This is a genomic window from Oceaniovalibus sp. ACAM 378, assembly GCF_008085915.1.
Taxonomy (GTDB): domain Bacteria; phylum Pseudomonadota; class Alphaproteobacteria; order Rhodobacterales; family Rhodobacteraceae; genus Oceaniglobus.
Window position 1 is genome coordinate 28431 of record NZ_VSJK01000013.1, and the last position, 23707, is coordinate 52137.

Genomic DNA, 23707 nt, shown 5'->3' on the forward strand with positions numbered 1-23707 from the left:
CAAACTGTCACGTCGGATTGCCAACAGCATCACTGATTCAGGTCTGGTCGTATTCCATGATAGCGATGGGCGATTCCTTGTTATCGCGCAGTGCCTCGAGATAAGCGCGGCCAGAATAACCACAGCGATTGAGGTAAGAAATTGTATGCGACGCCGAGCCAGCTTGGTCTTCGCGGGCTCTAAAAAGTGCGACGTGCGCAAATGACTCGACGCGATGTCGTGCCAGCGCGTCGATCCTTCCAGCTAGAGTTAGTGCCATGTCATTACGCATGCGTGTCTCCAAAAGCTCTAGAATTCCTATGCGATTAGTTAGCGAATTCAGATTGGCCACCGTGTCAGCGGCAGCAATCTGTGCGGCGTTCAAATCATCCATTGCTGTTCGGACGGAGACGAGGGCCGCTGAGGCTAATAACGCCGCATCAATAAAGCTTTCGAACCGATCAATGGCAAAATCGGGTGCGTTTCGTGCTTGCCGCGCGCGATCAAAGAACCGCGCTTCTAGCTGGTAGAGGGCACCTGCTGCTGCTGACCATTCTGGCAATGGATTTGCAATACTCCAAGCGTCGTCAATTTGTTTGCACACCGCTCGTAAAGTGACAAAATCGCGCTGTATCTCGGCATCATGAAGATCCTCGATCCGACTTTCGATATGTGCAAGACGATCATCAATTGCTTTAATCTGTCCGGTTAGGCGGTCTAGCTTTGTCGACATTACAGAAAAACCTGCAAGGCTTACGCCAAGCCCTAGGCCACTTAGCACCAAACCACCAATTTGAAGTCCCTGAAGCGCCTCGAGACTCGCCAGAATTTGTCGGTTCTGCAAGTAAGTTGCGATGCCGCTAGTTGCTGTGAGGGGCGAAGCAATGGCAGAAAGCGCTGACGGCCCAGCGTTGATCAGTGATGTCGAGATTTGCTGCGCGGCCCCAGTTTCCTGCAGGTGTGCCACGATACGGCCCGTGTGGGGATTGAGGATCAGTGCACCCACCTGTCGAAGCGCGCCGCTCATTACCTGGGACTGAAGGAGGGCTGGAACCTCAAACAACAGCGGCGGAATCATACTGAAGCTCCTGGATGATGTTTGAGGTCGTTGTTTCGATTGATCGACGATAGCAGGAAAGCGCGGACTGAGGACCTTCCGTTGTAGGTTCCCCGATGATTGAAGCAGCAATGGACGTGAGCACCTTGTCATTCAGTCGATTGACCGCCCGATCTTTGAGCCGGAAGCCCCGCGTCAGACCTGTTGCGGTCGCGATTGAAGCTACTCCAAAGACACCAAGCAGCACGGGAACGCTGATCGCTGAAGTGGTCACTAGGCCGAAGAAAGCTGCTGTAGTGCCCACAGCCATGGCAGGTGCAGCCAGCAGAGCACCTGCACCAAGTGCGACCGGAGCTCCGACGCTTCCGATATCAATCGCATTCGACCAAAGACTTCCATCTGCCTTTGAGGCAAAGTCGGCTTGCTCAAAATAGGTTGCGGCATTGCTGATGTCGAGCAACTTTTCTGAGGCCATTTTTTCTAGTCGAGTCAATTCCGGTTTTAATCGTGCTGCAACAATTGGATCAACTCTCGTGGCGCAAAACGACGTTGGCTTGCCTATGATTTCGACCATGGAGGCATTTTCCAATGTCTCTCTAATCAACGGTGCCAGATCAAGGGCCACGCGGGTGAGGGAAATCTTTGCATCAAACAAGCATTCATCGCGCCACTCAAGAATGCGCCGCCTAACCAGCATTTCGGCAGCGGTTTGGTCCGATAACTCCACCGTAAATGTCTCACTTGTCTGGAACTTTCGGCTCCATGCTATAGCCGATAGCGAGAGGTCAGCAACGGTCAACTGTAAGTGATTTTGCATTGAGCTGGTAGTCGATCCGGCCCGGAAGCAATGGCGCGTTCATCCCGCAAACCTCTTGGCCCTCAGGTCGGCAAAGGTCTCGCCGCTTTCCGCGAGGACAGCGTTTGCGCCGGTGAACTGCTGCCAACGATCAATGGCGACATCGACATAGGCCGGGTTTAACTCGATCCCGAAGCAAACGCGTCCGGTAGTTTCTGCGGCGATCAGCGTGGTGTCAGATCCCATGAACGGTTCAAAGACGGCCTGACCCGGGCTGGAATTGTTCAGGATCGGGCGGCGCATGCACTCGACCGGCTTCTGGGTGCCGTGCACGGTGGTGGCATCCTGATCCTTGCCGGAAATGTGCCACAGCGTGGTCTGTTTCCGGTCGCCCGCCCAGTGGCCCTTGCCCGTTTTCTTGACGGCATACCAGCACGGTTCATGCTGCCAATGATAGTCTCCGCGGCTGAGAACGAGGCGGTCCTTGGCCCAGATGATCTGCGACCTAACAGCGAAACCCGCTGATACGAGGCTTTCGGCCACCGTCGCCGCATGCAGCGCACCATGCCAGACATAGGCCACGTCGCCGGGAAACAGCGCCCAAGCCTCGCGCCAGTCGGCACGGTCATCATTCAGAACCTTGCCCGTGCGTTTGGTCTTGGCCGCCCCCGCCTGGTTGCGCCAGGACGGATCATATTCCACGCCATAGGGTGGATCGGTGACCATCAGGAGCGGCTTCACATCGCCCAGAAGTCGGCCGACCACATCGGCGGATGTGCTGTCGCCGCAGATCAGCCGGTGTGATCCGAGCTGCCAGAGATCGCCTGCAACCGACACCGGCCTGACCGGCGGTTCGGGAATATCATCTTCCCCCTCAACCGCCTCCCCTTCAACCTGATCCGGATCGCGCAGCAGCGCATCAAGATCCCCGTCAGCTATCCCGAGCAGCGACAGGTCGAAATCCTCAGCCAGCAGCCCCGCGATCTCGTCGCGCAGTGTTGCCTCGTCCCATTCGCCCAGCTCGGTGAGCTTATTGTCGGCGATGCGGTACGCCCGGCGCTCGGCCTCGTCGAGATGGCTGAGCCGGATCACCGGTACGTCCTTCAACCCCAGCGCCGTGGCCGCCAGCACCCGGCCATGCCCGGCAATCAGCTCGCCGTCGTCGGCGACCATGCACGGCACCGTCCAGCCGAATTTCGCCATGCTGGCGGCGATCTTAGCCACCTGATCGCTGCCGTGGATCTTGGCATTGCGGGCATAGGGGCGCAGCCAGTCAATCGGCCACGTCTCGATCTGGCTCGGTGCAAAGACCAGCAACTGTATGTTCATGTGGCGGGGGGAGCCCAATTCTGTCGTGATTTACAAAGCGCATTCGCGATGGTCACGAGTTTTCGGGCGACGGCTGTGACAACAAGCTTATGTGGTTTTCAGGCAGCACGCAGGCGATCTGCGAAAGGGCTCAAGACCGGGTTGTGATAGCTGGCCACCAATGCGGCCTGGAACAAGACATGCCGTAGCAGGCGCCGCCCGCCGCCGATTGCACGCCTTCCGCGAAGTGCGCCACTGTCGTGTGCAATCGGAGCCAGGCCTGTCAGAGCCGCTGCCTGTTCCCCGGATATCTGACCAAGTTCGGGCATCTCGGCGATCAGCATGGTGCTGGCGACAGGCCCAATCCCCGGGACGGAGCGTAGGATCCGGGCGGTTTCGGCCAGTGTCTTATCGGCTGCTATGAGGCGTTCAATCTGGCTTTCCAACTCGGCAATCTGGGCGGTAAGAAGGATACGGAGCGCATCGTCCATGTCTTCGAGCGGTTCATCCAGCCCTTGCTTTAGACGTGCCTTGATTTGTACCAGAAGCCGTTTGCGCATCTCGACGAGTTGACCTCGCTTACCAGTCAAGGCCCTGAGATGGCGTAGTTTCTGCGCCGGTAGGGAGCGCCCGGCATCCGGCCTGAATACCATAAAGCGAGCAATCAGTTCAGCATCAATCTGGTCCGTTTTCGCCCGCGTTCCCCGGCTCATAGCAAAGGCCTTGATCTGTGCAGGTGCAACTGCCGTGATGCGATCCCAGCAGCATCAAGCGTCGCCCAGAGCTGCCACTCCTGCCCGCCGGTCGCTTCAAAGCAGACCAAAGCGCGCCTGTCGCGCGCAATCTCAGCCAGTTGCTCATGTCCCTGTGCCGCGTTTGCAATCCGCAACCGGTGACCATCCGGCAGGCAATGGATGTCCAGCCAGTCGCGCGAGACGTCGATGCCAATGATCTGGTTCTGTGATATCATGTTCATGCTCTCTTCCTTCTGATCCGTGGTCCTGATTGGCCACATTCAACTGTTCGAGACGATGAAGAGAGACGGTGCTGGCTCGCTGGTAAAACGTGGTCACCGTTCAAATCGTGGGCCACTAGGTCCAAACGCCAAACACCGTCCCATCACCCGACCTCGGCCGAGGTCGGGTGATGGGAGTAGATTAACAGATCAGGGATACAGAAGGTCCATGGGGCGGTTCTCATTTGGGGCAGGGCGGACGTGCCGATGCGCGCGGACAGCATGGCCAGCGACAAGATCGGGATCCGCGATGTGGTGAAAAACGAAAGCGCCCGAGAGGGTTTCCTCCGGGCGCCATTCTTCGATGATCAAGGGGTGGGTCAAGAGGGGCAACTTTGTTAAACCAAAAATGCACGCAGATTCAACAGCTTCCCAGCAGTGGCTTCCACAGGCTGGCTTCCGGCGGGGTGGCTTCCACAAAAGAATCCAGCAGGCCGAAGTCCTGACACGGCAAGCCTTTGATAATGAGTCGCTTTTCCCAAAATTAAGCGGCAGGTGGATTCCGCCTGGATTCCCCGGTGAAGAAGCCAGGCGCTAGCGAAATGCCGCGCTGCGCCCCCCCGTATACGTTTCGGGCCGGGGAGGAACCATGCCAAGGGGGGCTCATCCCACAGCCGACGGATGTCGAGCACATAAGTCAGAATGGAATCTCGTCCGGTGACGCGTCGAGCTTTGGCAGGGCGTTCGCTGGCAGTGGAATGTTGTATGTCACGTAAAGATTCAGGATGTCTTCACGGTCCATAAACATTATCTGGCTGCGCTTTGACGCGTCGAGCTTTCCGCCCAGCCAATTGCGCGCTTGCTTGGTTATGATGCCACCGGCGACGATAAAGGCATGGTCGACGAGGGCCTTCTTGCTCGTTTCGGGGTCGAAAACCTCATGCCCCAGCATCATCAAGACTTGCTGGTAAATCTCGGCAATATTGGCATTCGATCCCTTCGTCATTCCGGCTGAGTCAAGTTTTCCCTTCTTCGCCTGAATGCCAAAGTATAGGACGTGCTGGGTGGGCAGAACAAAGCGCATCCAGACGTCCTTGCCATACTCGAGGGCCTTGTCGGAGTGACCAGCAGCGGTGAGGCGGTGAAAGCCAAGCTGCCTAAACAAGGGCAGCAGGATTTCCTCGATAAGCTCGTCCTCGCTGCATGTGTCGAGATAGGCGTTGAGCTGCCTTTTACGCTCTGTTTCTTTGGGGGTTAATGGGCGATGAGGGTTGGTCGCCGTCGATACTGTCTTGCTGCCTATGTGGCGAACCTGTAGCATCGGTTCCTCATCATAGTAGGCTTCATAGCCTTCTCTGGTCAGGGACTCATTTAGCAAAGCCAAGGCTTTGCTGCGATCAAGGTCGCCGTCTTCCGCTTCGCGTGGATCCATCAGCGTCCGAAGCAAAACGACAAAGCGCGTTGGCATCTGAAAGGCAGCGGGTTGTGGTTCTTCCAGAAGATCTTCGAGGCGTTGTGAAGTCCAGATCGCACGTGTGCTGCCATCGTGAACAAAGTCGAGATCGCACTCTTCAAAAAACTTAGTGATGAAAAAACTGGACCGACGAGGAAAATGCGCCGCATCCCCAATGACCATTTCGGCAATCGCGCGAAGGTTTCGCGGTTTGAACTTCATGAAGCTAACCTTCTCAACTGTTCAGCAGTTGCAATAAAGGGTCTGTTTTCCCCATCGCATAACGGGATACTTATCCACTCGAAATTTCGGACAGCATCGCCTCCGACTGAGCAAGCACACCCCGTACGGCAGCATCTTCGAGGTCGGGTGGATAGCCGTACTTTCGGAGGATTCGCTTTACGAGAACGCGCAGCCGCGCACGGGCGCTGTCGCGGTGGGCCCAGTCGATGCTGACATTGGCCTTCAGGCCTTTCAGAAGTTCATGCGCGATGATCTTCAGCTGGTCATTCCCGAGGACGTCGACGGCGCTCTGATTGTCGGCCAGTGCATCATAGAAGGCGATCTCTTCTGGCGTCAGCCCTGTTTCTTCGCCCCTGTTTCTAGCCTCGCGGACCTCCTTCGCCAGCGCGATCAACTCCTGCAGCACCTCGACTGTGCTGATGGCATTGATGTGATAGCGCGAGATTGCCTCATCCAGCCGTTCCGAAAACTTCCGCGTCTCAATGACGTTCGACCGACTGCGCGACCTGATCTCATCATTCAGAAGCTTTTTCAGCGCCTCCAAGGCGAGGTTCCTTTTCTCCATTTGACCGATTTCGGCCAAAAACTCGTCTGACAAGATGGAAATGTCTGGCGAGGAAAGCCCGGCCGCCGACAGGATGTCGACGATTTCGGTCGATGCAACCGCATCATTGACGATCTGGCGGATTGCCAGGTCGCGGTCGGCCGCAGAGCGACCGGAGGTATCGGCGGCCTTGACCATGGCGGTGCGCACGGTCTGGAAGAAGCCAACCTCGTCACGAACCTCTCGGGCGGTATCGCTGGCCGAACTGAGCGCAAAGGCCTTGGACAGTGCAAGCACGGCATCCTGATACCGACGGTGCGCCGCCTTCTTGGCTTCCTTGTCAGTTTCGCGCTGGGCGGCCTCGTCTTGCTTTGCAAGGATCCAATCAAGAGCGCCTGCCAAGGTAACGAGGCGCTGGTGCGGCGTGCCCGTCAGCCCGGTGGCATAGTCGAAGCCGTGGAACATGGCGCGCACCACATCCAGCCGTTCCAGAAGCGCTGCAACCGCCTCGGTCTCGTCGATACCTGCTTGTTCCTGATCCGATGCGGAATACTGACCCAGCGCGGATTTCAGGTTCTGCGCGATGCCGATATAGTCGACGATCAGTCCTGCAGGCTTGTCGCTGAACACCCGGTTCACCCGTGCAATGGCCTGCATCAGCCCATGCCCGCGCATCGGCTTGTCGATGTACATCGTGTGCATAGACGGAGCGTCAAAGCCAGTCAGCCACATGTCGCGCACGATCACCAGCTTGAGCGGGTCTTTCGGATCCTTCGCGCGCTTTGCCAGAAGGTCGCGCCGCGCCTTGCCGCCGATATGGGGCTGCCAGTTCTCGGAATCCGAGGCAGACCCCGTCATGACGATCTTTATCACGCCACCTGCGTCGTCGTCGGAATGCCATTCCGGGCGAAGGGCCACGATCTGGTTGTAGAGGTCCACACAGATACGACGGCTCATGCAGACGACCATGGCCTTGCCGTCCATCGCCTGCACGCGCGCCTCAAAATGCGTGACCAGATCCTCAGCAACCATGCGCAGCCGTTTCTCGGAGCCGACAAGCGCCTCGACGGTGGACCATTTTCGCTTCAGCCGTTCCTGCTCGCTGACAGCTTCATCCTCGGTCAGCTCTTCGATTTCGGCATCAACCTTGGGCTTTTCCGCGTCGGGCAGCTCAATCCTGGCAAGACGGGACACATAGTAAATCGGCACCGTCGCCCCATCCTCGACGGCGCGGCTGATATCGTAGACGTCGATGTAATGGCCAAACACCGCTGGCGTGTTCACATCATCCTGTTCAATTGGCGTTCCGGTGAAGCCGATGAAAGAGGCCATGGGCAAAGCATCGCGCAGGTGCTTGGCAAAACCATAGGCGATGGCACCGGTCTTCTCGATGCGGGCTTTGAATCCGTACTGGCTGCGGTGGGCCTCGTCAGCGATGACGACCACATTGCGCCGGTCTGTCAGCATTGGGTAAGCCTCGCCCTTCTCAGGGGCAAATTTCTGGATGGTCGTGAAGATGACCCCACCTGAGGCGCGTGCCAACGCATTCTGCAGATCCTCGCGGCTTTCGGCCTGTATCGGTGTCTGGCGGATCAAATCCCGGCACATTGAGAATGTACCGAATAGTTGATCGTCCAGATCGTTGCGGTCGGTAATCACCACGATTGTAGGATTTTCCATCGCGGGTTCGCGCACGAGTTGCCCGGCGTAGAACGCCATCAGCAGGCTTTTGCCTGAGCCTTGCGTGTGCCAGATCACCCCGGCCTTGCGATCACCCTGCGACCGGCTGGCCTCAATGGTGCTGATCACCGCGCGCTTGACCGCGTGGAACTGGTGATAGCCTGCGATGATTTTTGCGATGCCGCCGGGGGTGTCACCAAAGACGGTGAAGTCCCGCAGCAGCGACAGCAGCCGTGGGCGCTCAAACACGCCTTCGATCAGCACCGACATTTCCGGCGCACCTTTCGGGGCCACATCAATTCCATCAGTCGTGCGCCAAGGCATGAAGCGTTCGATGTCGGCGGTCAGCGACCCGATGCGAGCCTGAATGCCGTCGGTCGTAATCAGCACAGCATTGGCGCGAAATAGCGATCCGATCTGCGCTTTGTAGGTTTGCAACTGGTTGAAAGCCGCACCCAGCGTTGCGGTTTCCGCGCCGGGCTTTTTCACCTCGATCACGCCCACCGGCAGGCCGTTCAGGAATACCACCACATCGGGGCGGCGGTTGTTGCCGTTCTCGATCACCGTGAACTGGGCAATGGCCAGCCAGTCGTTTTGCTGATCCTCCGGGTCGATCAGGCGCACGGTGTCACCGCGGATCGTGCCGTCCTCGGTGCGGTACTCTACCGGTACACCTTCGACCAAGGCGCGGTGCAGGCGGCGGTTCTCTTCAATTAGCGAGGGACGTTCCACTGCAAGTAACTTACGCAATGCATCCTCGCGGGCGTCTTCCGGAATGTGGGGGTTCAATCGGGTAATGGCATCGCGGAGGCGGCAGGGTAGGAACGTATCAGAATAGGCGTCTCGCTCCGGCGCTTTGCCATCAGGGCCGGATACCGCGTCGTTCAAACAGGCATATCCCAATCGCCCCAAGTGATCGAGCAGCACGCCTTCGATTTCAGCTTCCGACAGGGTTGGCATAGTCAATTCCCAGCATTTGCAAACATGAACTCGACCTCTGACCAGTCCTTCTCCAGCACGGCCTCTCGATACGATTTCGAGTTTTGGGCAGTGATGTCGTACCAATGACCTCCGCTATAGTTTATGAAGCCGGACGCGTCGGTCACGAAAAGGGTTAGGCCGCGCATCTTTTCAGGTACGCCTGCCGCGTGAATGGCGTCCATCACGTGGTCCAATTGCTGACCGATGCCGATCGGAATTACAGTTGCGCCCGTTTTCTGGATCAAATCGGTGTAAGTGAGATAGCGGTTCTTCGGTGGCTTGCCAGTTTTCTTGATCGCAGACTGCACCATTCGGACATGGGCAATCAGGCCGTTTCCAAGTAGCATGGCGTTGTGGGTGGACACTGGTAATCTCATGGTTCAAACCTCATCCACTTTTGCTTTGGCGATTATTCGTTGCTTCAGCTCCTCGCTATCAAACGCACAGGTTTCCAGCCCAGTTGCCGCAGCAAAATCAGCGGTTTCTATATTGTAGGCCTCTCGGAAGTCGGCCCAATGAAATTGGCATTTTTTGAACGTAGCATGGGCAAGATCAGTGTCGTTAAAGCTAGCATAGTGGGTTCGGGCCATGATCGGGCGGCCATCATCTTCTTCCGCGATGACCTCCTCAAGAGTGTCCGGTGGCGGGGTGGTCCAATGTAGCTCGGTGGCGTCAAAGCAACTGCCCTGCAAATCGGCTTCCCAGAAGTTACAGTCTTCATATCGCCCCGACTTCGCAAAACCAAATCCCCACGCATCAACGCCAAACACAACGTCGCGGAGGTCCAATCGCGAGAAGTCGACGTTCTTGAAAGATGACTCGCGCAAGGTCTCGTCTGCCCACCCGCCGCCGGAAAGCTTCGATCCGCGCAGACTAGTTACACCGTATCCCTTAAGCTTCGCATCGGACAGCGCCGCCCCCGTCAGATCGACCGCTGTTTGCCCCATGCCGTTTAACCGCCGGAGCGCACCGACGATGCGATGCATCGCTTCCTCGTCGTTCCACCGTTTCAGATCTTCGATGATCTCATGCTGGCGGGCGGTGTCTTGCCGCCTTTGCTGGCGATACTGAAAGACACCCAACAAAACGACGATAAAGAGAATGTCGAATAGAAGGCCCCAGAATTCGACCATGACATCGCCCAAGGCGACACCGTCACCAAAACGCTGCCACGCTATGGCAATCATCAAGCCAAGGGCAAGCAGTAGTACGCTCTGTCCTATCAGCGTCTCGGAAAAGAGAACGCCCCGCCAATGTTTGATCCTGGCGATTTGGCGGTTTGGAAACCCCAGGTTGCCGGTTGCCTGCATCCGTTCAATCCGAGTGATTTCAAACAATGGCTTCTTGCGGAACGGGCTGAGCGACCAGTTCGCAAAGATCTTGAAGTAATATCGCGCGAACCGGCGCATGCGCAGAAAAGTCCAGCTCACACTACGCCCTCCGTATCCTTAAAACGGATTTCACCAGAAATGAGTTTCGGTCGGGTATCAGTCATCGCGGGCCTCCGTTTCTTCGATAATGGCTACGCCTTTCAGGTTCAGACGGTCCATCTCCTCATCCAGAGCCTCTTCCGCTTCTCGACCCTCCCTCAGCAAGCCCACCCATGGAGGGGCGCTGTCGGTCGGTTCAAAGGAAAGACCCAAGTCGCCGAATGCGACCACATCGTCTATGTCTTCGCCCATGCTGTAACTATAGAGCTGCTGCAGGCCATGCCCGATCAGCGATGGCAGGGACGAGTCCGCGGGGCGATCATCCCAGCAGCAGGGGCAGACAAGGAAATGCCAGGGGATCATCTGGAAGTCTCCGGGGCGGTTGTCTTTGCCCCAATTCGCTTTCTTGATGGCAAGCGCGCTCGCCGCGCTGATCCCCCAATCCGGCGAGGGGAACGGAAAGCCGCACAGATGCCACCAAGCCAGTTGCACGTGGGCCGAGAGCGTGGCGCTCAGCTTAAGCCCGTCAGAGTTGTAGAACACATAAAGTGGCACAAGGCCGTCCCGGTGGGTGAGCAAGGTTTCGCACTGATTGGGCGTGGGTTGCCCTGATGCCTTGCTGGCGGCTTTCTGTGTCTTGCTTTGGTGATAGAGCGAGCTGTATGCCCCATCATCGGCAAATAGCCGCTTGGCCTGTATGCGTGCACCTATGCCCTTCCATGGGCCATCCGCGAACCAGAACGCCCAGTCGGCCCCGTTCGTGCTCTCGTCGGTCTTGGTATAGGCCTTGATGTTCAGCCCGCGCCCTTTGTGCTTGCGGGCGAGGCTCAGAAGAAGCTCTTCGGTCGTAGTTTCCTCGTTGCGCGGCAGGCCAAAGCCTTCGGCCTCGGACATGTCAAGCCATACCTGAAGGGCCTCTTGCCGGAAAGAGCGGCAGTAGTTCGGAAGCACCCTCACACCACGCTCTCCGCGCCGCTGAGGTGGATTTCGCGGGATATGAGTTTGGGGAGGAGGAGGTCGCGGGTCTGGGCGAGGGTGCGGGATTCCATTTGGAGCAGAAATGCTCTGTCGAAGATTGGAGTTATCAGCTCGTCAAATGCTTGGTGGACGGATTTCGGTGCTGTGCAAATCAGCATTCGCTTCATATCTGCCTTCGTAACATGGCCAAGTCCGGTGGTCTGCTTATTGCGCGCTAGTTCTGCAAACTCGGGTTTGAGGAATTTCAGCATGGCATGCAGGAAGGGTTTGCTGCGCTTTCCGGTCTCACGCACTGCAAAAATATGCTGGTTCAGCCACGCTTTGCCTCCCGACCAAAGGAAGGTGTCAATCGAGGTATCAGGGTTGCCCGACCAAGAGAACAGAAGTTCACCATCATCAATCAGGTAGCGCGATCCAAGATCGGTGGCGGTCCATGCTGTATTTCCAGTGACGCCGTTTTTCAGTTCAGCGATCTTGATGACAGGCAAGGCATCGGGCGCGTCGGAAAAATGCATGTTCTTGTAGGCCGCGCCATTGATCCAGTCGGCCTGATCAATGACGGTCTCAAAATCCCACCCCTCCGGCTTGCCCTCGTCGTCCAGGCGGTCGGGGAAGTGGGGCCAGATGTCGGGGGAGAGGTAAGGTGTGGTGCCTGCCATCTTGGCGCGGGTGGGGCCGAAATCGACGAACCAGTCGCGGAACAGCGCCCGGGCCATGGCCTCCAGCGTCTCATTCATCCGCCGGTTCAACTCGATCTTGTCATCCAGCGCCCCGAGCGTGGCAGCAATGGCGCGTTGCTTGGGGAGGGGGGGAAGATCGAAATGGAAGCTTTGGATCTGCTTGGTGCTTATGTGCGGAATTGCCGTTCCGGTTTGGACCGCCAGAACGTGTTCTGTGAACGACTGGCTGCCAATCACATAGCGCAAGAAGCCGTTGTCTAGCTGCTTCTGACCACGCAGTCGCGCTACTCGCTGTACAAGCAGGCATGGTAGGTCGTCGCTTTGGATAACGCAGTATTTCAAACCTGCTTCGATCCAAGGACGATCCATCGCAAGGATTACGTCACCTTCTCGCAACCAATACTGGTCGATCCCACTGGTGTCCGCCGTGGGCCACCTTTTGACTCCATCCCAGCGAACTTTTCCTTGTGCGATGTTGTCGCCGCGCAGCAGTTTGGGATCTGACTGATCATCGGAATAGTTGCTGCTCTTGAACGGAAACCCGGTCTGAATTGCTACGACATCACCCAATTGAACGGACACTCGGCCGTCACTCACAACTCAATCCCCGCCAACCGTTCCCGGATCGTCACCGTCAGGTCCTCGGCCTCTCCAAACTGTGCTTCCAACTTGTCCTGCAAACCCGCGAACCGTTCAGCGAAGGGCGTCTCGTCCTCCTCGACCGCCTCGGCCCCGACATAGCGGCCCGGGGTCAGGACGTGGCCGTGCGACCTGATTTCCTCAAGGCTCGCCGATTTGCAAAAGCCGGGAATGTCGGCGTAGCCCTCACCTAGTCGCCAGGCGTGGTAAGTCTCGGCAATCTGCGTGATGTCGGCATCGGCAAACTCTTTACGGGTACGGTCCACCATGAAGCCCAGCTTGCGGGCGTCGATGAACAGCACCTCGCCGCGCCGATCGCGCAGCTTCCGGTCGCGGGCGATGCCGTTGGATTTGTCCTTGGCCAGAAACCAAAGGCAGGCCGGAATCTGTGTGGAATAGAACAACTGCCCCGGCAGGGCGATCATGCAGTCGATCACTTCGCCTTCGATCATGGCCTTACGCATCTCGCCCTCGCCCGATTGGGTCGAGGACATCGAGCCGTTGGCCAAGACAACGCCCGCCGTTCCCGAGGGGGCCAGATGGTGCAGGATGTGCTGCAGCCAGGCGTAGTTCGCGTTCCCTGCGGGGGGCGTGCCATATTTCCAGCGCCCATCCTCGCGCAGTCGCTCGCCGCCCCAGTCCGAGATGTTGAAGGGCGGGTTGGCAAGGATCACATCGGCGCGCAGGTCGGGCAGTTCGTTCTTGTGGAAAGTGCCTTCGGAGTTCCACTTGATGTCGGCGTCGATGCCGCGCACAGCAAGGTTCATCTTGCAGAGCCGCCAAGTGGTGTAGTTGCTTTTCCTGCCCGTAGATGGCGATGTCTCCCAGACGGCCACCGTGGGCCTCCACGAACTTTTCCGACTGCACGAACATGCCACCGGATCCGCAGCAGGGATCATAGACGCGACCTTTGTAAGGCTCCAGCATCTCGACCATGGTGCGCACGACGGAGCGGGGGGTGTAGAACTCGCCGCCACGCTTGCCCTCGCTGCCTGCGAATTGGCCGAGGAAGTATTCATAGACCCGGCCCAACAAGTCGCGGGCTTTGTCCTTGCCTTCGCCCAGCGCGATACCGGAAATGAGGTCGATCAGTTCGCCCAGCATGACGGCGTTGAGCGCAGGGCGGCCATAATCTTTTGGCAGGACGCCCTTGAGGGAGGGGTTCACCTTCTCGATGGCGATCATTGCTTCGTCGATCAACTTGCCAATAGTTGTCTGCTTGGCGCTGGCCTGAAGATGCGACCAGCGCGCCTCTTGCGGTACCCAAAAGACGTTTTCGGCAAGGTATGCGTCGGGGTCTTCAGCATCTTCGGGATATTCAGCTAGCAGCGATTGTCGCTTAAGTTCGAAACTGTCCGAGATGTGCTTGAGAAATATCAGACCAAGAGCGACGTGCTTGTAGTCCGACGGCTCCATATTGCCGCGCAATTTGTCAGCGGTCTTAAATAGGCTGGCTTCAATACCTAGGTCGGAACCGTTATCTGTTGATGCCATTGACTAATCTGCCCTCTCAAACTTCTTTTTGAGACCGTATTTCAGCCAGAAGATGAAATCTAGCCACTAAGCGGTATTGAAGGCTTTGCTCTTTGCCGACCCTGCCATGGCTGCGCTTTCGGCATGGCCGCCGCCACCACGACCTCCCGCAGCATCCCGCCTGCGATCAGCCCGTCGCTAATCCAGCCCAGCGCCTGCCACCAATCCTCGTAACCGCGCCGGGCGGATGTGATCTGTTCCGGATGCGGCCGCCAGGTGACGGGACAGGCTAAAACCTCCACCGTTCGCCACTTCCCGCGGGTCAGCACGCGCTCAGTGCCGACCACCACGGTGGTCGCCCGAACACCATGCTGGTTTTGTCGCGTTTCCACTGGGACGCAGCGCGGCACGACCCCGGGCATCCAGTCGGGGGTCAGCCCGGCCCGGGCCAGTTCCGCGACGCGGATCGCCATGCGGATGCCGCCGAGGCTGTCGGGCATTCCGGCTACTGTGGCCGCGATCACCTCGGCGTCCGCATGGGTATAACTGCCCATTTTGTGCTCCCCGCCGTCTACTTTGCAGCCTAGCGCGGCGCGCTGCATCAGGACGTATTCAAGGCCGAAGCCAAAACCCTCCTCGGTCACATCCTTCGGCACAGGCAGTTCCAGCTGCGCCTTTTCCACCCGAAAGGCCCATTCCAACGCCGCCTGCACGCCCAGCGCGCGTTTGACCTTCGTGCTGCCCCTGCGGCCGAGCCTGCCTTGGAAACTCATGGCTGCAATCCTTCAAGGAAATCCAGTTGCGTTGGGCACGCCGTCCCCTCGTTCGGCCGCCAGTTCCAAGGGCCCGAGGCCATGGGCAGCTGCGAGAGTGCGCCACGCATGCGCTGCTGCCAGAGGGTGAACTCCGTTGCCGAGCAGGCGCAGAGCGCGTGCCCGATAGGCCAGCCCATCAGCCATCCGACGAAGAGCGGGTTCAGCCGCCGCCGTGCCCGGGCTTTCAGGATCCGCCGCGAGACGACCCGCCCATGCGAGGCAATCATCGAAGCCCAAAGCAGGCGCGAGATCGGGGCGTGCGGCGAGGATTGCCGACCATGCGCCGTGGTGGCCGGGACCGGGCGGGTGAAGCCCTGCTCGGCCCGGTAGTGCAGGATATCCATCCGGGACTTCCCATCGGCCCGGATCACACTGGCCGGGCTGCTGCCCTTCCAGTTCTGGGCCGCCGGTGTGGGCCAGGATGAAGAGCCGCACCCGCTGGTGCGGCGCGCCGACTTCTGCCGCACTGAACAGGCCTGTCGCAGGCGTGTAGTCCATGTCCCGAAGCTCTCGCAGCACGGTCTCAAGGCCAAGGCTGACGTGGCCGGGGACATTTTCGAGGAAGACCCATTTGGGGCGGCATTCGGCGATGACACGGGCGACGTCTGGCCAGAGGTGGCGGGGATCATCGGCCCCACTGCGTTTTCCGGCCGCGCTGAAGGGCTGGCAGGGGTATCCGGCGAGGACGATGTCGAAGGCACCGTGAAAGGGGCGGGCATCGAAGCTGCGCAGATCGTCCCAGATCGGGGCCGGGGCGAAATATCCCGCGCGCTGGGCTGCGATGAGGACGGCTCGGGGCCAGTCCTCCCATTCGACGAAGGCGCGGGTGTGAAAACCGGGTTCGGCGAGCATGAGGCCCAGATCAAGGCCTCCGCCGCCTGCGCAGAGGGACAATCCGTGCCGGGGACGTGACACCATGCCATTCACCGCACCCCCCGCTGACGCAGCCTGTCCGCTGTCACCAACCTGCGGGCCAGCATCGCTTCGCACATTGCGGCGCTGATCATGTTTTGGGGCAGGTATTCGTCGGAGTTCACCTTGGCCGCGTAGAAGGCCGCCAGCTCATGCGGGCTGGGTGGTGGCGTGCCTTGGGCCTTGCGGCTGCGCTTGGCCGTCAGGGCGCTGCCACTTGCAGCATCAGCCTGCGCATCGCGCTGGGCAGCGCGTTCCATGAACCGATCCAGCGCTTTTGGCCCATCGGGCGGGTTGGGGTGATCACGCCGGGTCTCGGTGGCGACCTCGATGACCCGGTCCCCAGACAGCCCGAGCTCATCACGCCAGCGGCGAACGTGCTGCCGCGCTGGCGCGCCATGCCACCAGGCGGGCAGGCTGGCATTTGCGACAAAGCCCAGCGCCGAGAGCAACTCGTCAAAGAACCGATCAAAATCGAAATCTCGCGCCTGCGCGTCCTCCTCCTCCTTTACTGGTTTACTTAGTGGTTCCCTTACAAGGTTAGTGTCGCAATTTGAGACACGGGATTGGTCATTTTTGAGACACGGGTTTGCGTCGAATTGAGACACGGGCCCATGTCCGGATTTGAGACACGGCTTTGGGCCTGTTTCGGACGACAAGCCCTTGCAGGTGTGCGCTTTTTCGGCAATCGACCCGTGTCTCAAACCTGGACACGGGGTTTCAGCCTCTCCTGCCTCGAAGGGATTGGTTGAATCACACTCGATTTGGCCCGGCCCGCGCGGCGTGAACCCCGGCTCGCAGCCCAGCAGATAGCGGGTGGGGCGCTGCTGCCCGGTCTTGGGATCTATGACCCTGATCCGACGAATGAGTCCGCGTGCTTCCAGCCCGTCGAGGTGGCGGTTGAGCGTTGCCCGACTGATCTCGCAATCATGCGCCAGCCGCGCCTGTGAGGGAAAGCAGCCGTAGTCCGGGTTGAACCGTTCGCAGAGATGCCAGAGCACGATCTTGGTGGTGGGCTTCAACCCGCGCTGTTTGATCGCCCAGTTGGTGGCCTCGTGGCTCATGGCGCGGGCCTCCGAACCGGGCTGGCAACGCGCGTGGTGAACCCGTGATCCGCCAGCGCGCCCACCGCGTCGTTCAGACAGCGCACCAGCGCCCAGCCAAAGCCCTGCGCCAGAACGGCATCGCGGAACGCCTCCTGGGTGGGACGCAGTCGGCCTTTGGGGGCCTTCAGCTCAAGAAACAGCACGCGGCCATCGCACAGGACCATCAGGTCGGCAAAACCCGCATGCACACCCATGCCGACCAGAATGGCCTGGCGCTTTGCGCCGCGGGGGCCAGCCTCGGTCACCTCGTTGGCGCAGTGATGGATGATGGCCGTGCGCGGCAGGGCAACACGCAGTGTCTGCACCACCGCGCGTTGCAGATCGGCCTCGGGGGTGCCGCGCCGCTTCATGACCCCACCTCCGGATCCGGCCGGTGGTTGCCCCGCGTGGGATGCCTTGCATCGACCACCACCAGCAGGATGCGCGCGTCCTCGCGTTCCTCGTCCGTCTCGCCATGTTGAACGAGGACATTGCATGCCAGCCGGATCAGATGATCAGAGTGGTGCGCCACGTCGGCCACGACGGCGCGGGCCTCGCGCCGCCGCTCGTCGATCCAGTCCGTGCGCGATGTGTCCCGCGCAGAGTGTTTGCGAACGGAAAGCTGCGGTTTCATCGCCGACCTCCCGCGCGCCGGGGGCTCGGCAGTTCCTGCTGTTGCAGCCAATCCTGCACGGCGTCACGGCGGTAATAGACCTTGCGGCCCGCGCGCACGCAGGGCGGCCCGAAGCGTCGCGCCTCCCAGCGGCGCAGCGTGTCCACCGTCAGATCCAGCTCAAGCGCCAGGTCGAGGCGGCTGATCCAGCCGGTCAATACGCCACCTGGCGCGGATCGCTCTGAGGGTCCGGTTTCCGTCATGCTCTTGTCTCCCGTTGATCGCCCGAAGCGGGCTGATTTCCGGATCCAAAAGACGCAGACGCAAAGGGGTGGCGGGAAGGCGCGGGGTGGCACTGGAATTGGCATTGCGTGCCACCCCTTGTTTTATTGGGGATTGCGCGTCTGGCGCGATGTGGGAGTGCTCAGGCGCAGGACGGGCAGGCGTGCCTGCGCGCACCGCGCCGGGCGCGGTTGTGCCCGTTTGCACCGCACAGGCCCGCATCGGGCGACGTTCGGCGGCACACGCGGGGTTTCAGTTGGGTGGCAGGGTGGCATCGCTCTGCCGAAACCGCGCCACCCCCTGATTTCATTGGAAATTTACAAAAATCGCTAGTGAATCTGGCGCCAATGCGCGCTTAGCGACCCGTTGCACGGCATCACCGCGTGGGCCGCGCTTGCCAGATTTTTCGCAAAACCCAACAAAACAACGGGTGGCATGGGTGCGGCGGTCCGCTGCCACCCTGCGCCTCCCCGCCACCCTGGTCTGTGTGCTTGGCTTGATTGTGGGGCGAATCTACGCCTGTGTCACAGGTGAAAGGGGGCTCGAGTTGGTCAACAGATTACGATTGAACGATAAATCGGTGCGGGAGGCTGCACCTGCGAAGGGGCGTGACTATCAGATCTTCGACACCGAGGTGCGGGGGTTCTCGATCCGCATCCTGCGGTCCGGCAACCGGTCGTTTGCGCTTGATTATCGGTATGCCGGGGCGCAGCGCCGCATGGCCATCGGGCGCTGGCCGGAATGGACGGTGACAGCTGCGCGCGAGCGCGCAAAGGAACTGCGCCGCGAGATTGACGCGGGCCACGATCCGCTTGGCGCGCGGGGTGAATTGCGCGAGGCCCCAAGGATCAACGACATGATCGACCGCTATCTGGCCGAGCATGTGCCGCATCTTGCAAAGACCAACGCATCCGACCAGCGATCGATGTTGAAGAAACTCGTTGCACCCCACTGGGGCAACAAGCTGGTCAGTGAGATCACGCCGCATGATGTGGCGAAACTGCTGAACATCATCGCCAGGGGCCGGGCGCGGCCTTCGAAGGAGAAGCCCAACAACCGGGCGCGCAAGCTGCAAGGGTCAAAGCCGACCCCGATCCGCGCCAACCGGACGGGCGAGGTGCTGCGCAAGATGTTCACGCTTGCCATCAGCTGGGGCTGGCGCACGGACAATCCGGCGTCGGGTTTCAGGAAAAGGGTGGAGAACGCCCGCGAGCGGTTCCTGTCGCAGGACGAGATCGCGCGGCTGGCCGAGGCGCTGGACGAGGCCGAGGATCAGCGCGCGGCAGGGATCATCCGGATGTGCCTGCTGACCGGCAGCCGGGTGGGCGAGGTGCGGCAGGCGCGGTTTGAACAGTTCAATCTGGAGCTGGGCAGCTGGGCGAAGCCCGCCACCACCACCAAGCAGCGCAAGATCCACCGCATTCCGATCTCGGCCGAGGTCGCCGCTATTGTGCGCCAGCGCCAGCTGGCGGTGCCAAAGGGCAACCCGTGGCTTTTTCCCGGTGATGTGCCGGGCCAGCCGGTCAAGGAAATCCGCCGTTTCTGGATCAACATGCAGAAAGAGGCCAAGCTTCCCGAGGTGCGCATCCATGATCTGCGCCACACCTTCGCCTCCTTGCTGGTCAGCGGCGGGGCCTCACTGGAGATGATCGGCAAATTGCTGGGCCACAGCCAGATGCAGACGACCCAGCGCTATGCGCACCTGATGGATTCGCCCCTGCGCGCCGGTGTCGATGCCGTGGCCAGCATGCTCCGGCCCCGCCCGAAGATCGTGCATGATGCCGATGCCGCGCCCAGGAACCTGGCCGACGATCAAAAGTCCGCGTGACCCGTGCCGCCTTGTGCGGAGCCGGTCAGGCCTCTTCGCGGCGCAGCTCATGCCAGATCGGCGTGATCCGCCTGCGGATGCTCCGGCTGTCGGGGATCCTCGCCCCACCTGTCTGATCGGCAAACCAGTCCTGCATCTCCGCGATGAGTTCGGCCTGTGTGGCGGGCAGGCCCTGATCGTGGATGCGCCGGATCAGTGCGATGTTCATGCCCGCCCAATCATAGGGCTGTCCGCCATTCGCACCCCCGGCGGCCTTGCGGACCAAGTCGTGCTCGTCCTCGAAGCCGAACACCTCATCCGCGCGGATCAGCATGTCCGCCACCGCCACAGGAATACCGCCCGCTGGATCGGTGATGACCAGCCAGTCCGATGTTTTGTCGGGCATGATCCGTTGCACCATGCCCTCAGTCGGTGTTGGGCCGCTGCGGCGAAACAGGGGCAGCAGGTCCATCGGCGACAGGGTCACCGGACCCGCCACCGTGGCATCGCCACAACGGACCAGGCCGATCCCTGTCATGATCTTCAGCTTGCCCTGTGAAGCCCACCCCGCGATGTCGGCGACAGAACAGTCCCAACGGACTGAGACTTCATAAAGCGAAAAAAACACGCGCGGTGGTAATGCCACGGCGACTCCCTCCTCAATTGAGCCAGAGGAGAGACCATGCCTGTGCCCTGCTGACCATGTTTTTATGGCAAGACAGGAAAATCCGGGCGCAAAAGGTCAGGGCGTGCGATCGCCTTCTTTAACAGCTCTGCGCGAAGTGGGTCGTCCTGTCGTGATTCTGATTGAGGCCTGCTCGCCTCATGCGGGTATTTCGCATTCGACAGAAACGGGATCAATAGGGGCGAAGCAGGAATCTGTGGGTAACGCGGCGGCAGGAATGATCGTCGGTGTGGAACGTAAGGGAAACTTGACCTTCATGTTATGAACTGACCCCAAGCTGGACAAACGGACCTCGACGCAAAGCGCGGCGAAGGGTACGACACCACAAATTTCATCAGCTTCCGAAACCCAGTAATTCGTGGTTGAGAAGTGGCCTTCGTTGACTGCGACTTCCTCCCGACAAGCTTCCATGAATTCATCTTCAAAGCCGTTAGACTGCTTTGATCGCATCGACAGCTCGGTCAAAATATAAACTCGACAATCAAGATTAAGCGCAAGCTCATGAATCGTCTGACTCCGAAAGTGACTTAGCCTTACCGATATTGTCCAGAAACCGAGGCAATGCAGCAAAAATCGCTGAAATGTTCCGCAGCACCCAGGCGCCTCCTATGAGGGCAAGTCCGCGAACTCCAGATTTGTCTGCTCGCTTAAAATCTATTCCCTGCGATATCAGCTTAGCCGCGAACCGGTCGAACACCAGCTTCGGATCTTCTTCGGAGTAATTCTTCAATGAAGAATTTGCCAAGGAAAGTATTAACCTGAATTTCGAAGTAAGCTCATCGGTGTCACTTTTACTTATAGGAACATAGAGTGCAAACTTTGGTTCAACCAAGGATTCAAAGAAAACCAAACCTGGCAGCATCGGGGTTTCTGTACTCGGGAAGAATTGAGCTGCCATTTCGTAGGCGGGATGGTCATCTCTTACCAGATCAACGCCGAATTCCAACTGAGCGCGTTCCAAGTCGTTCATTTTGGCCGAATTGCTCGTCGTAGCTAGAAACAACACCAAGATGTTTTTTCCAGCATCAGATCCAATGTTGCTACTTACGATGAAATCTGCAATCCAGTCATCTGTGGTGGGGTGGAACGCCACGTAAGCATAAATCCCATGGTGGCACGCATCTAAGGCACCGAGATTAGCTTCGAATTCTTCGCGGTCAGCGATCGACCCAAGTTGATTGCGTTTCGTGGAGATTGCATATCGAGAGTCACTCGCCAAGTCGATGATGGACATCATCTTCATACTTGTTTCTCCTTTTTACATCAGATCTCTAATTGCTGCGCCCGCGGACCCAAAAAAGCGATGGTCATCGCCATAGCCATTTGCTGCCGCGATGGTCGACAGGGCCGACCAATGGATAGGTTCTTTGGGTCTCAAAAGGACGCAATAGGTAAGCAACTCCACAGCAGTCATGACTTGACCTTCCAGAGCCAGCATAAGTGCCTGTGCGTTTAGTGCCTCCGGTAGCCATGGGCATCGTTCCAGTACTTCTCGTATACCATTCGTCCTCCCGATTGCATTGTTTGGAAGCATGGACAGATGCGCTCTTTCGAAGCTCACACTCTCTCTAAGGAGCCTTTTGCGAGCTGTTGCTCTGATGTTGTCATCATTTGGACCCCCATTCTCGATCTCCGCTACAACTTGGTCAAGCTTCTCACTCTTGAAGCCATGTGTTCGGATATGCTCCGGATCAACGCAAAGTGCGATCGAAAGAGGTGTGGCCAGCCTTGGACCTGGAAATCTAAATTTCTGCGGCAGCGAGATGGAATCGAAGGAGTCTTCCTTGGCGTCCTTTATGATATCCCCAATGGCTCTAGGAAACAGAAGTCGCTCATCAAGAAGCCTCGGTAACCACTCCGACTCCCCAAACTGCAGTTTATATCCAGACGCATAATCAGAGTATCGGTCCAGACTGAAGGTCAGCGGCACAGCATTATTGGCGAAAAGTACTCTCATACCCTGAAGTGCGCTCAAATCAGCAGAGACCTCTTCAATACCGCTGAGTACTGAGCGAACAATCACTGAGCAACGCTTGCTAAAGCGATCATGGTGGAAAATACCGAGAGCTGTTATCAATCCAGCGGCTTGCTCAACCCTTATCCACCAGTCTTCCAAGCTCCCTGCTTCCTTGGCGAAGTCGATTTGCCTTAGGCAGATTTGAATACTCTCTTCCAACAAGGTCTCTGGGAAGTTCTCGGGATGCTCGTCTGAGATATCGAAATTTGATAGACCACGATTTAAGGCACTTAGGCTTTGGGTATCGCAATCCCTGAGGAACCTAAGGCTCTCATATCTTTGGGACAATCCAAAAAACTTGAACAAAGTGTCATAGAGTATGGTCGAAAAGGCCAAGTGGCCTGCCGCGGAAAGGGACGTGAGCATCTTTAGCCCTCCCCGATAATCCGATCCATTATTTTCAGAGAACCAAAGTGCGGATTTCAACAAGTGGCTTTTATTTGCCTGGGGGTGCTCATAAGCGGCTAACCAGCGACCAACGATTGCCTCCAAGTATTCACTTGCCGCAACTCGATCGGTTCCGCTCGAGAATCCGGCCAATTCCCTACGCCGCCAAACCCTCGTACTATATGTGTAAGGAAGGGTTTGATTAGGATGAACAGCGTCGAACTGTTTCGAGATTTCAAACGATATCTGCAGCGTCTGATAGAGACGCTTCATTCCCGGTAGGTGGCGTTGACCCACTCCAGTCGAGGCAAGAAACAGCCCAGTCAGATTAAGTTGGTCGACTGCGACGTCGACGAATTTCTGAGTAAGGCTTACGCTGGCATCAACGGTCAAATTCTTTGCCTTTGTTTTGCATGTGCAGTCATCCGAGTGTCAGGCTTTGAACCCAGGCTACATCGAATAGCTTGCACGGGACGATAGTGAAGTTGGCTCGAGCTAGGAATAGTTTTGTGTTGCGTATGCCATTCTGACCAGCCCCACCTGGGTGGTCCATTTCGAGTTCTAGTGCATGCTGGTCCCGGGTTCACGGGGATGATAGTTTCCGAAGCCGGTCGGCTGTAGCCCAGAGCGATAGCCCCATGATCCAGACAGCAGGCGCCATCGGCGCGCATTGAACGATAAAGCGTGCAGCCGTGATCTGACCCACCGGAACGCTTCCTGATGCCAGCTTGGCCGCTACATCGAGCAGGGGTGCCGTCACGCAGAATCCCAGCATCAGGGCAATGCCAGCAAGGATGCGGTCGGTGGACGGGATGTCGGAGGCAGCAATGGCTATGAAGCCCGGATAGGATGTCACCCCGCGCACGTCTATCCATTTTGCGACCATTGGCTGCGCCAACAGGGGCCAC

General features: G+C 58.6%; 23 protein-coding genes and 3 pseudogenes. 1 reads left to right on the forward strand and 25 read right to left on the reverse strand.

Annotation, left to right across the window (positions count from 1 at the left end; genetic code table 11):
- Nucleotides 1-37 precede the first annotated feature (37 nt).
- The 20 genes and pseudogenes from FQ320_RS17270 to FQ320_RS17350 form a co-directional block, all read right to left on the reverse strand.
- Nucleotides 38-1057, reverse strand: coding sequence for a hypothetical protein (locus FQ320_RS17270; RefSeq protein WP_148474499.1), 1020 nt, complete (start codon nucleotides 1055-1057; stop codon nucleotides 38-40).
- Complete coding sequence (locus tag FQ320_RS17275) at nucleotides 1035-1835, reverse strand: hypothetical protein (protein ID WP_148474500.1); 801 nt, start codon at nucleotides 1833-1835, stop codon at nucleotides 1035-1037. Before FQ320_RS17275 ends, FQ320_RS17270 begins: the two co-directional genes overlap by 23 nt.
- A gap of 57 nt (nucleotides 1836-1892) precedes the next feature.
- Nucleotides 1893-3161 carry a site-specific DNA-methyltransferase gene (locus FQ320_RS17280; protein WP_148474501.1) on the reverse strand — a complete coding sequence of 423 codons (1269 nt, stop codon included), beginning with the start codon at nucleotides 3159-3161 and terminating at the stop codon, nucleotides 1893-1895.
- Nucleotides 3162-3259: 98 nt separating this feature from the next.
- Nucleotides 3260-3853: a transposase gene (locus FQ320_RS26050; protein WP_222861624.1), complete on the reverse strand. Its 594-nt coding sequence runs from the start codon at nucleotides 3851-3853 to the stop codon at nucleotides 3260-3262.
- Nucleotides 3850-4116 (reverse strand): hypothetical protein, encoded by a 267-nt coding sequence (locus FQ320_RS26055; protein WP_222861625.1) that lies wholly within the window; start codon nucleotides 4114-4116, stop codon nucleotides 3850-3852. The genes FQ320_RS26050 and FQ320_RS26055 overlap by 4 nt, the downstream gene beginning before the upstream one ends.
- Nucleotides 4117-4792: 676 nt before the next feature.
- On the reverse strand, nucleotides 4793-5770 hold the full coding sequence (locus FQ320_RS17290) for a restriction endonuclease (RefSeq protein ID WP_148474503.1): 978 nt from the start codon (nucleotides 5768-5770) through the stop codon (nucleotides 4793-4795).
- A 70-nt stretch (nucleotides 5771-5840) separates the two neighbouring features.
- The gene (locus FQ320_RS17295) at nucleotides 5841-8975 is read right to left on the reverse strand and encodes a type I restriction endonuclease subunit R (protein ID WP_148474505.1); all 3135 of its coding nucleotides are present in this window, start codon (nucleotides 8973-8975) and stop codon (nucleotides 5841-5843) included.
- Nucleotides 8976-8977: 2 nt separating this feature from the next.
- Nucleotides 8978-9361, reverse strand: coding sequence for a hypothetical protein (locus FQ320_RS17300; RefSeq protein ID WP_148474507.1), 384 nt, complete (start codon nucleotides 9359-9361; stop codon nucleotides 8978-8980).
- Nucleotides 9362-9376: 15 nt separating this feature from the next.
- The gene (locus FQ320_RS17305) at nucleotides 9377-10426 is read right to left on the reverse strand and encodes a pentapeptide repeat-containing protein (RefSeq protein WP_148474509.1); all 1050 of its coding nucleotides are present in this window, start codon (nucleotides 10424-10426) and stop codon (nucleotides 9377-9379) included.
- A gap of 57 nt (nucleotides 10427-10483) precedes the next feature.
- Nucleotides 10484-11320, reverse strand: a complete 837-nt coding sequence (locus FQ320_RS17310) for a DUF6615 family protein (RefSeq protein ID WP_148474511.1) — start codon at nucleotides 11318-11320, stop codon at nucleotides 10484-10486.
- Nucleotides 11321-11379: 59 nt separating this feature from the next.
- On the reverse strand, nucleotides 11380-12666 hold the full coding sequence (locus tag FQ320_RS17315) for a restriction endonuclease subunit S (RefSeq protein ID WP_222861626.1): 1287 nt from the start codon (nucleotides 12664-12666) through the stop codon (nucleotides 11380-11382).
- An 11-nt stretch (nucleotides 12667-12677) separates the two neighbouring features.
- Entirely contained in the window at nucleotides 12678-13490 is an 813-nt protein-coding gene (locus FQ320_RS26490) for an N-6 DNA methylase (RefSeq protein ID WP_255509578.1), read from the reverse strand.
- 82 nt (nucleotides 13491-13572) lie between these two features.
- Nucleotides 13573-14217: pseudogene (locus FQ320_RS26495) on the reverse strand (N-6 DNA methylase); the annotation flags it as partial.
- A 59-nt stretch (nucleotides 14218-14276) separates the two neighbouring features.
- Nucleotides 14277-14969 (reverse strand): hypothetical protein, encoded by a 693-nt coding sequence (locus FQ320_RS17325; RefSeq protein ID WP_148474515.1) that lies wholly within the window; start codon nucleotides 14967-14969, stop codon nucleotides 14277-14279.
- The gene (locus tag FQ320_RS26500; protein WP_255509579.1) at nucleotides 14966-15355 is read right to left on the reverse strand and encodes a hypothetical protein; all 390 of its coding nucleotides are present in this window, start codon (nucleotides 15353-15355) and stop codon (nucleotides 14966-14968) included. The genes FQ320_RS17325 and FQ320_RS26500 overlap by 4 nt, the downstream gene beginning before the upstream one ends.
- Nucleotides 15356-15476: 121 nt before the next feature.
- A pseudogene (locus FQ320_RS26870) lies at nucleotides 15477-15929 on the reverse strand (DNA cytosine methyltransferase); the annotation flags it as partial.
- Between the two features lie 5 nt (nucleotides 15930-15934).
- The gene (locus FQ320_RS17335; RefSeq protein WP_148474519.1) at nucleotides 15935-16987 is read right to left on the reverse strand and encodes a helix-turn-helix domain-containing protein; all 1053 of its coding nucleotides are present in this window, start codon (nucleotides 16985-16987) and stop codon (nucleotides 15935-15937) included.
- Nucleotides 16984-17379 (reverse strand): VRR-NUC domain-containing protein, encoded by a 396-nt coding sequence (locus FQ320_RS17340; RefSeq protein ID WP_148474521.1) that lies wholly within the window; start codon nucleotides 17377-17379, stop codon nucleotides 16984-16986. The genes FQ320_RS17335 and FQ320_RS17340 overlap by 4 nt, the downstream gene beginning before the upstream one ends.
- A complete protein-coding gene (locus FQ320_RS17345) occupies nucleotides 17376-17642 on the reverse strand; it encodes a hypothetical protein (protein ID WP_187393939.1) in 267 nt (88 codons plus the stop codon). The genes FQ320_RS17340 and FQ320_RS17345 overlap by 4 nt, the downstream gene beginning before the upstream one ends.
- Nucleotides 17639-17884 carry a helix-turn-helix domain-containing protein gene (locus FQ320_RS17350; RefSeq protein ID WP_148474523.1) on the reverse strand — a complete coding sequence of 82 codons (246 nt, stop codon included), beginning with the start codon at nucleotides 17882-17884 and terminating at the stop codon, nucleotides 17639-17641. The genes FQ320_RS17345 and FQ320_RS17350 overlap by 4 nt, the downstream gene beginning before the upstream one ends.
- A gap of 566 nt (nucleotides 17885-18450) precedes the next feature.
- Here FQ320_RS17350 and FQ320_RS17355 point away from each other — a divergent pair.
- Nucleotides 18451-19731 carry a site-specific integrase gene (locus FQ320_RS17355; RefSeq protein ID WP_148474695.1) on the forward strand — a complete coding sequence of 427 codons (1281 nt, stop codon included), beginning with the start codon at nucleotides 18451-18453 and terminating at the stop codon, nucleotides 19729-19731.
- A 25-nt stretch (nucleotides 19732-19756) separates the two neighbouring features.
- Here FQ320_RS17355 and FQ320_RS17360 read toward each other — a convergent pair whose 3' ends face one another.
- The 5 genes and pseudogenes from FQ320_RS17360 to FQ320_RS17380 form a co-directional block, all read right to left on the reverse strand.
- Nucleotides 19757-20248 (reverse strand): hypothetical protein, encoded by a 492-nt coding sequence (locus FQ320_RS17360; protein ID WP_255509581.1) that lies wholly within the window; start codon nucleotides 20246-20248, stop codon nucleotides 19757-19759.
- A 285-nt stretch (nucleotides 20249-20533) separates the two neighbouring features.
- Entirely contained in the window at nucleotides 20534-20860 is a 327-nt protein-coding gene (locus FQ320_RS17365) for a hypothetical protein (RefSeq protein WP_148474527.1), read from the reverse strand.
- Between the two features lie 34 nt (nucleotides 20861-20894).
- Nucleotides 20895-21638 carry a hypothetical protein gene (locus tag FQ320_RS17370; RefSeq protein WP_148474529.1) on the reverse strand — a complete coding sequence of 248 codons (744 nt, stop codon included), beginning with the start codon at nucleotides 21636-21638 and terminating at the stop codon, nucleotides 20895-20897.
- Between the two features lie 15 nt (nucleotides 21639-21653).
- Nucleotides 21654-23192 (reverse strand): hypothetical protein, encoded by a 1539-nt coding sequence (locus FQ320_RS17375; protein WP_148474531.1) that lies wholly within the window; start codon nucleotides 23190-23192, stop codon nucleotides 21654-21656.
- Nucleotides 23193-23424: 232 nt separating this feature from the next.
- Nucleotides 23425-23574 (reverse strand): annotated as a pseudogene (locus FQ320_RS17380) (EamA/RhaT family transporter); the annotation flags it as partial.
- Between the last annotated feature and the right edge of the window lie 133 nt (nucleotides 23575-23707).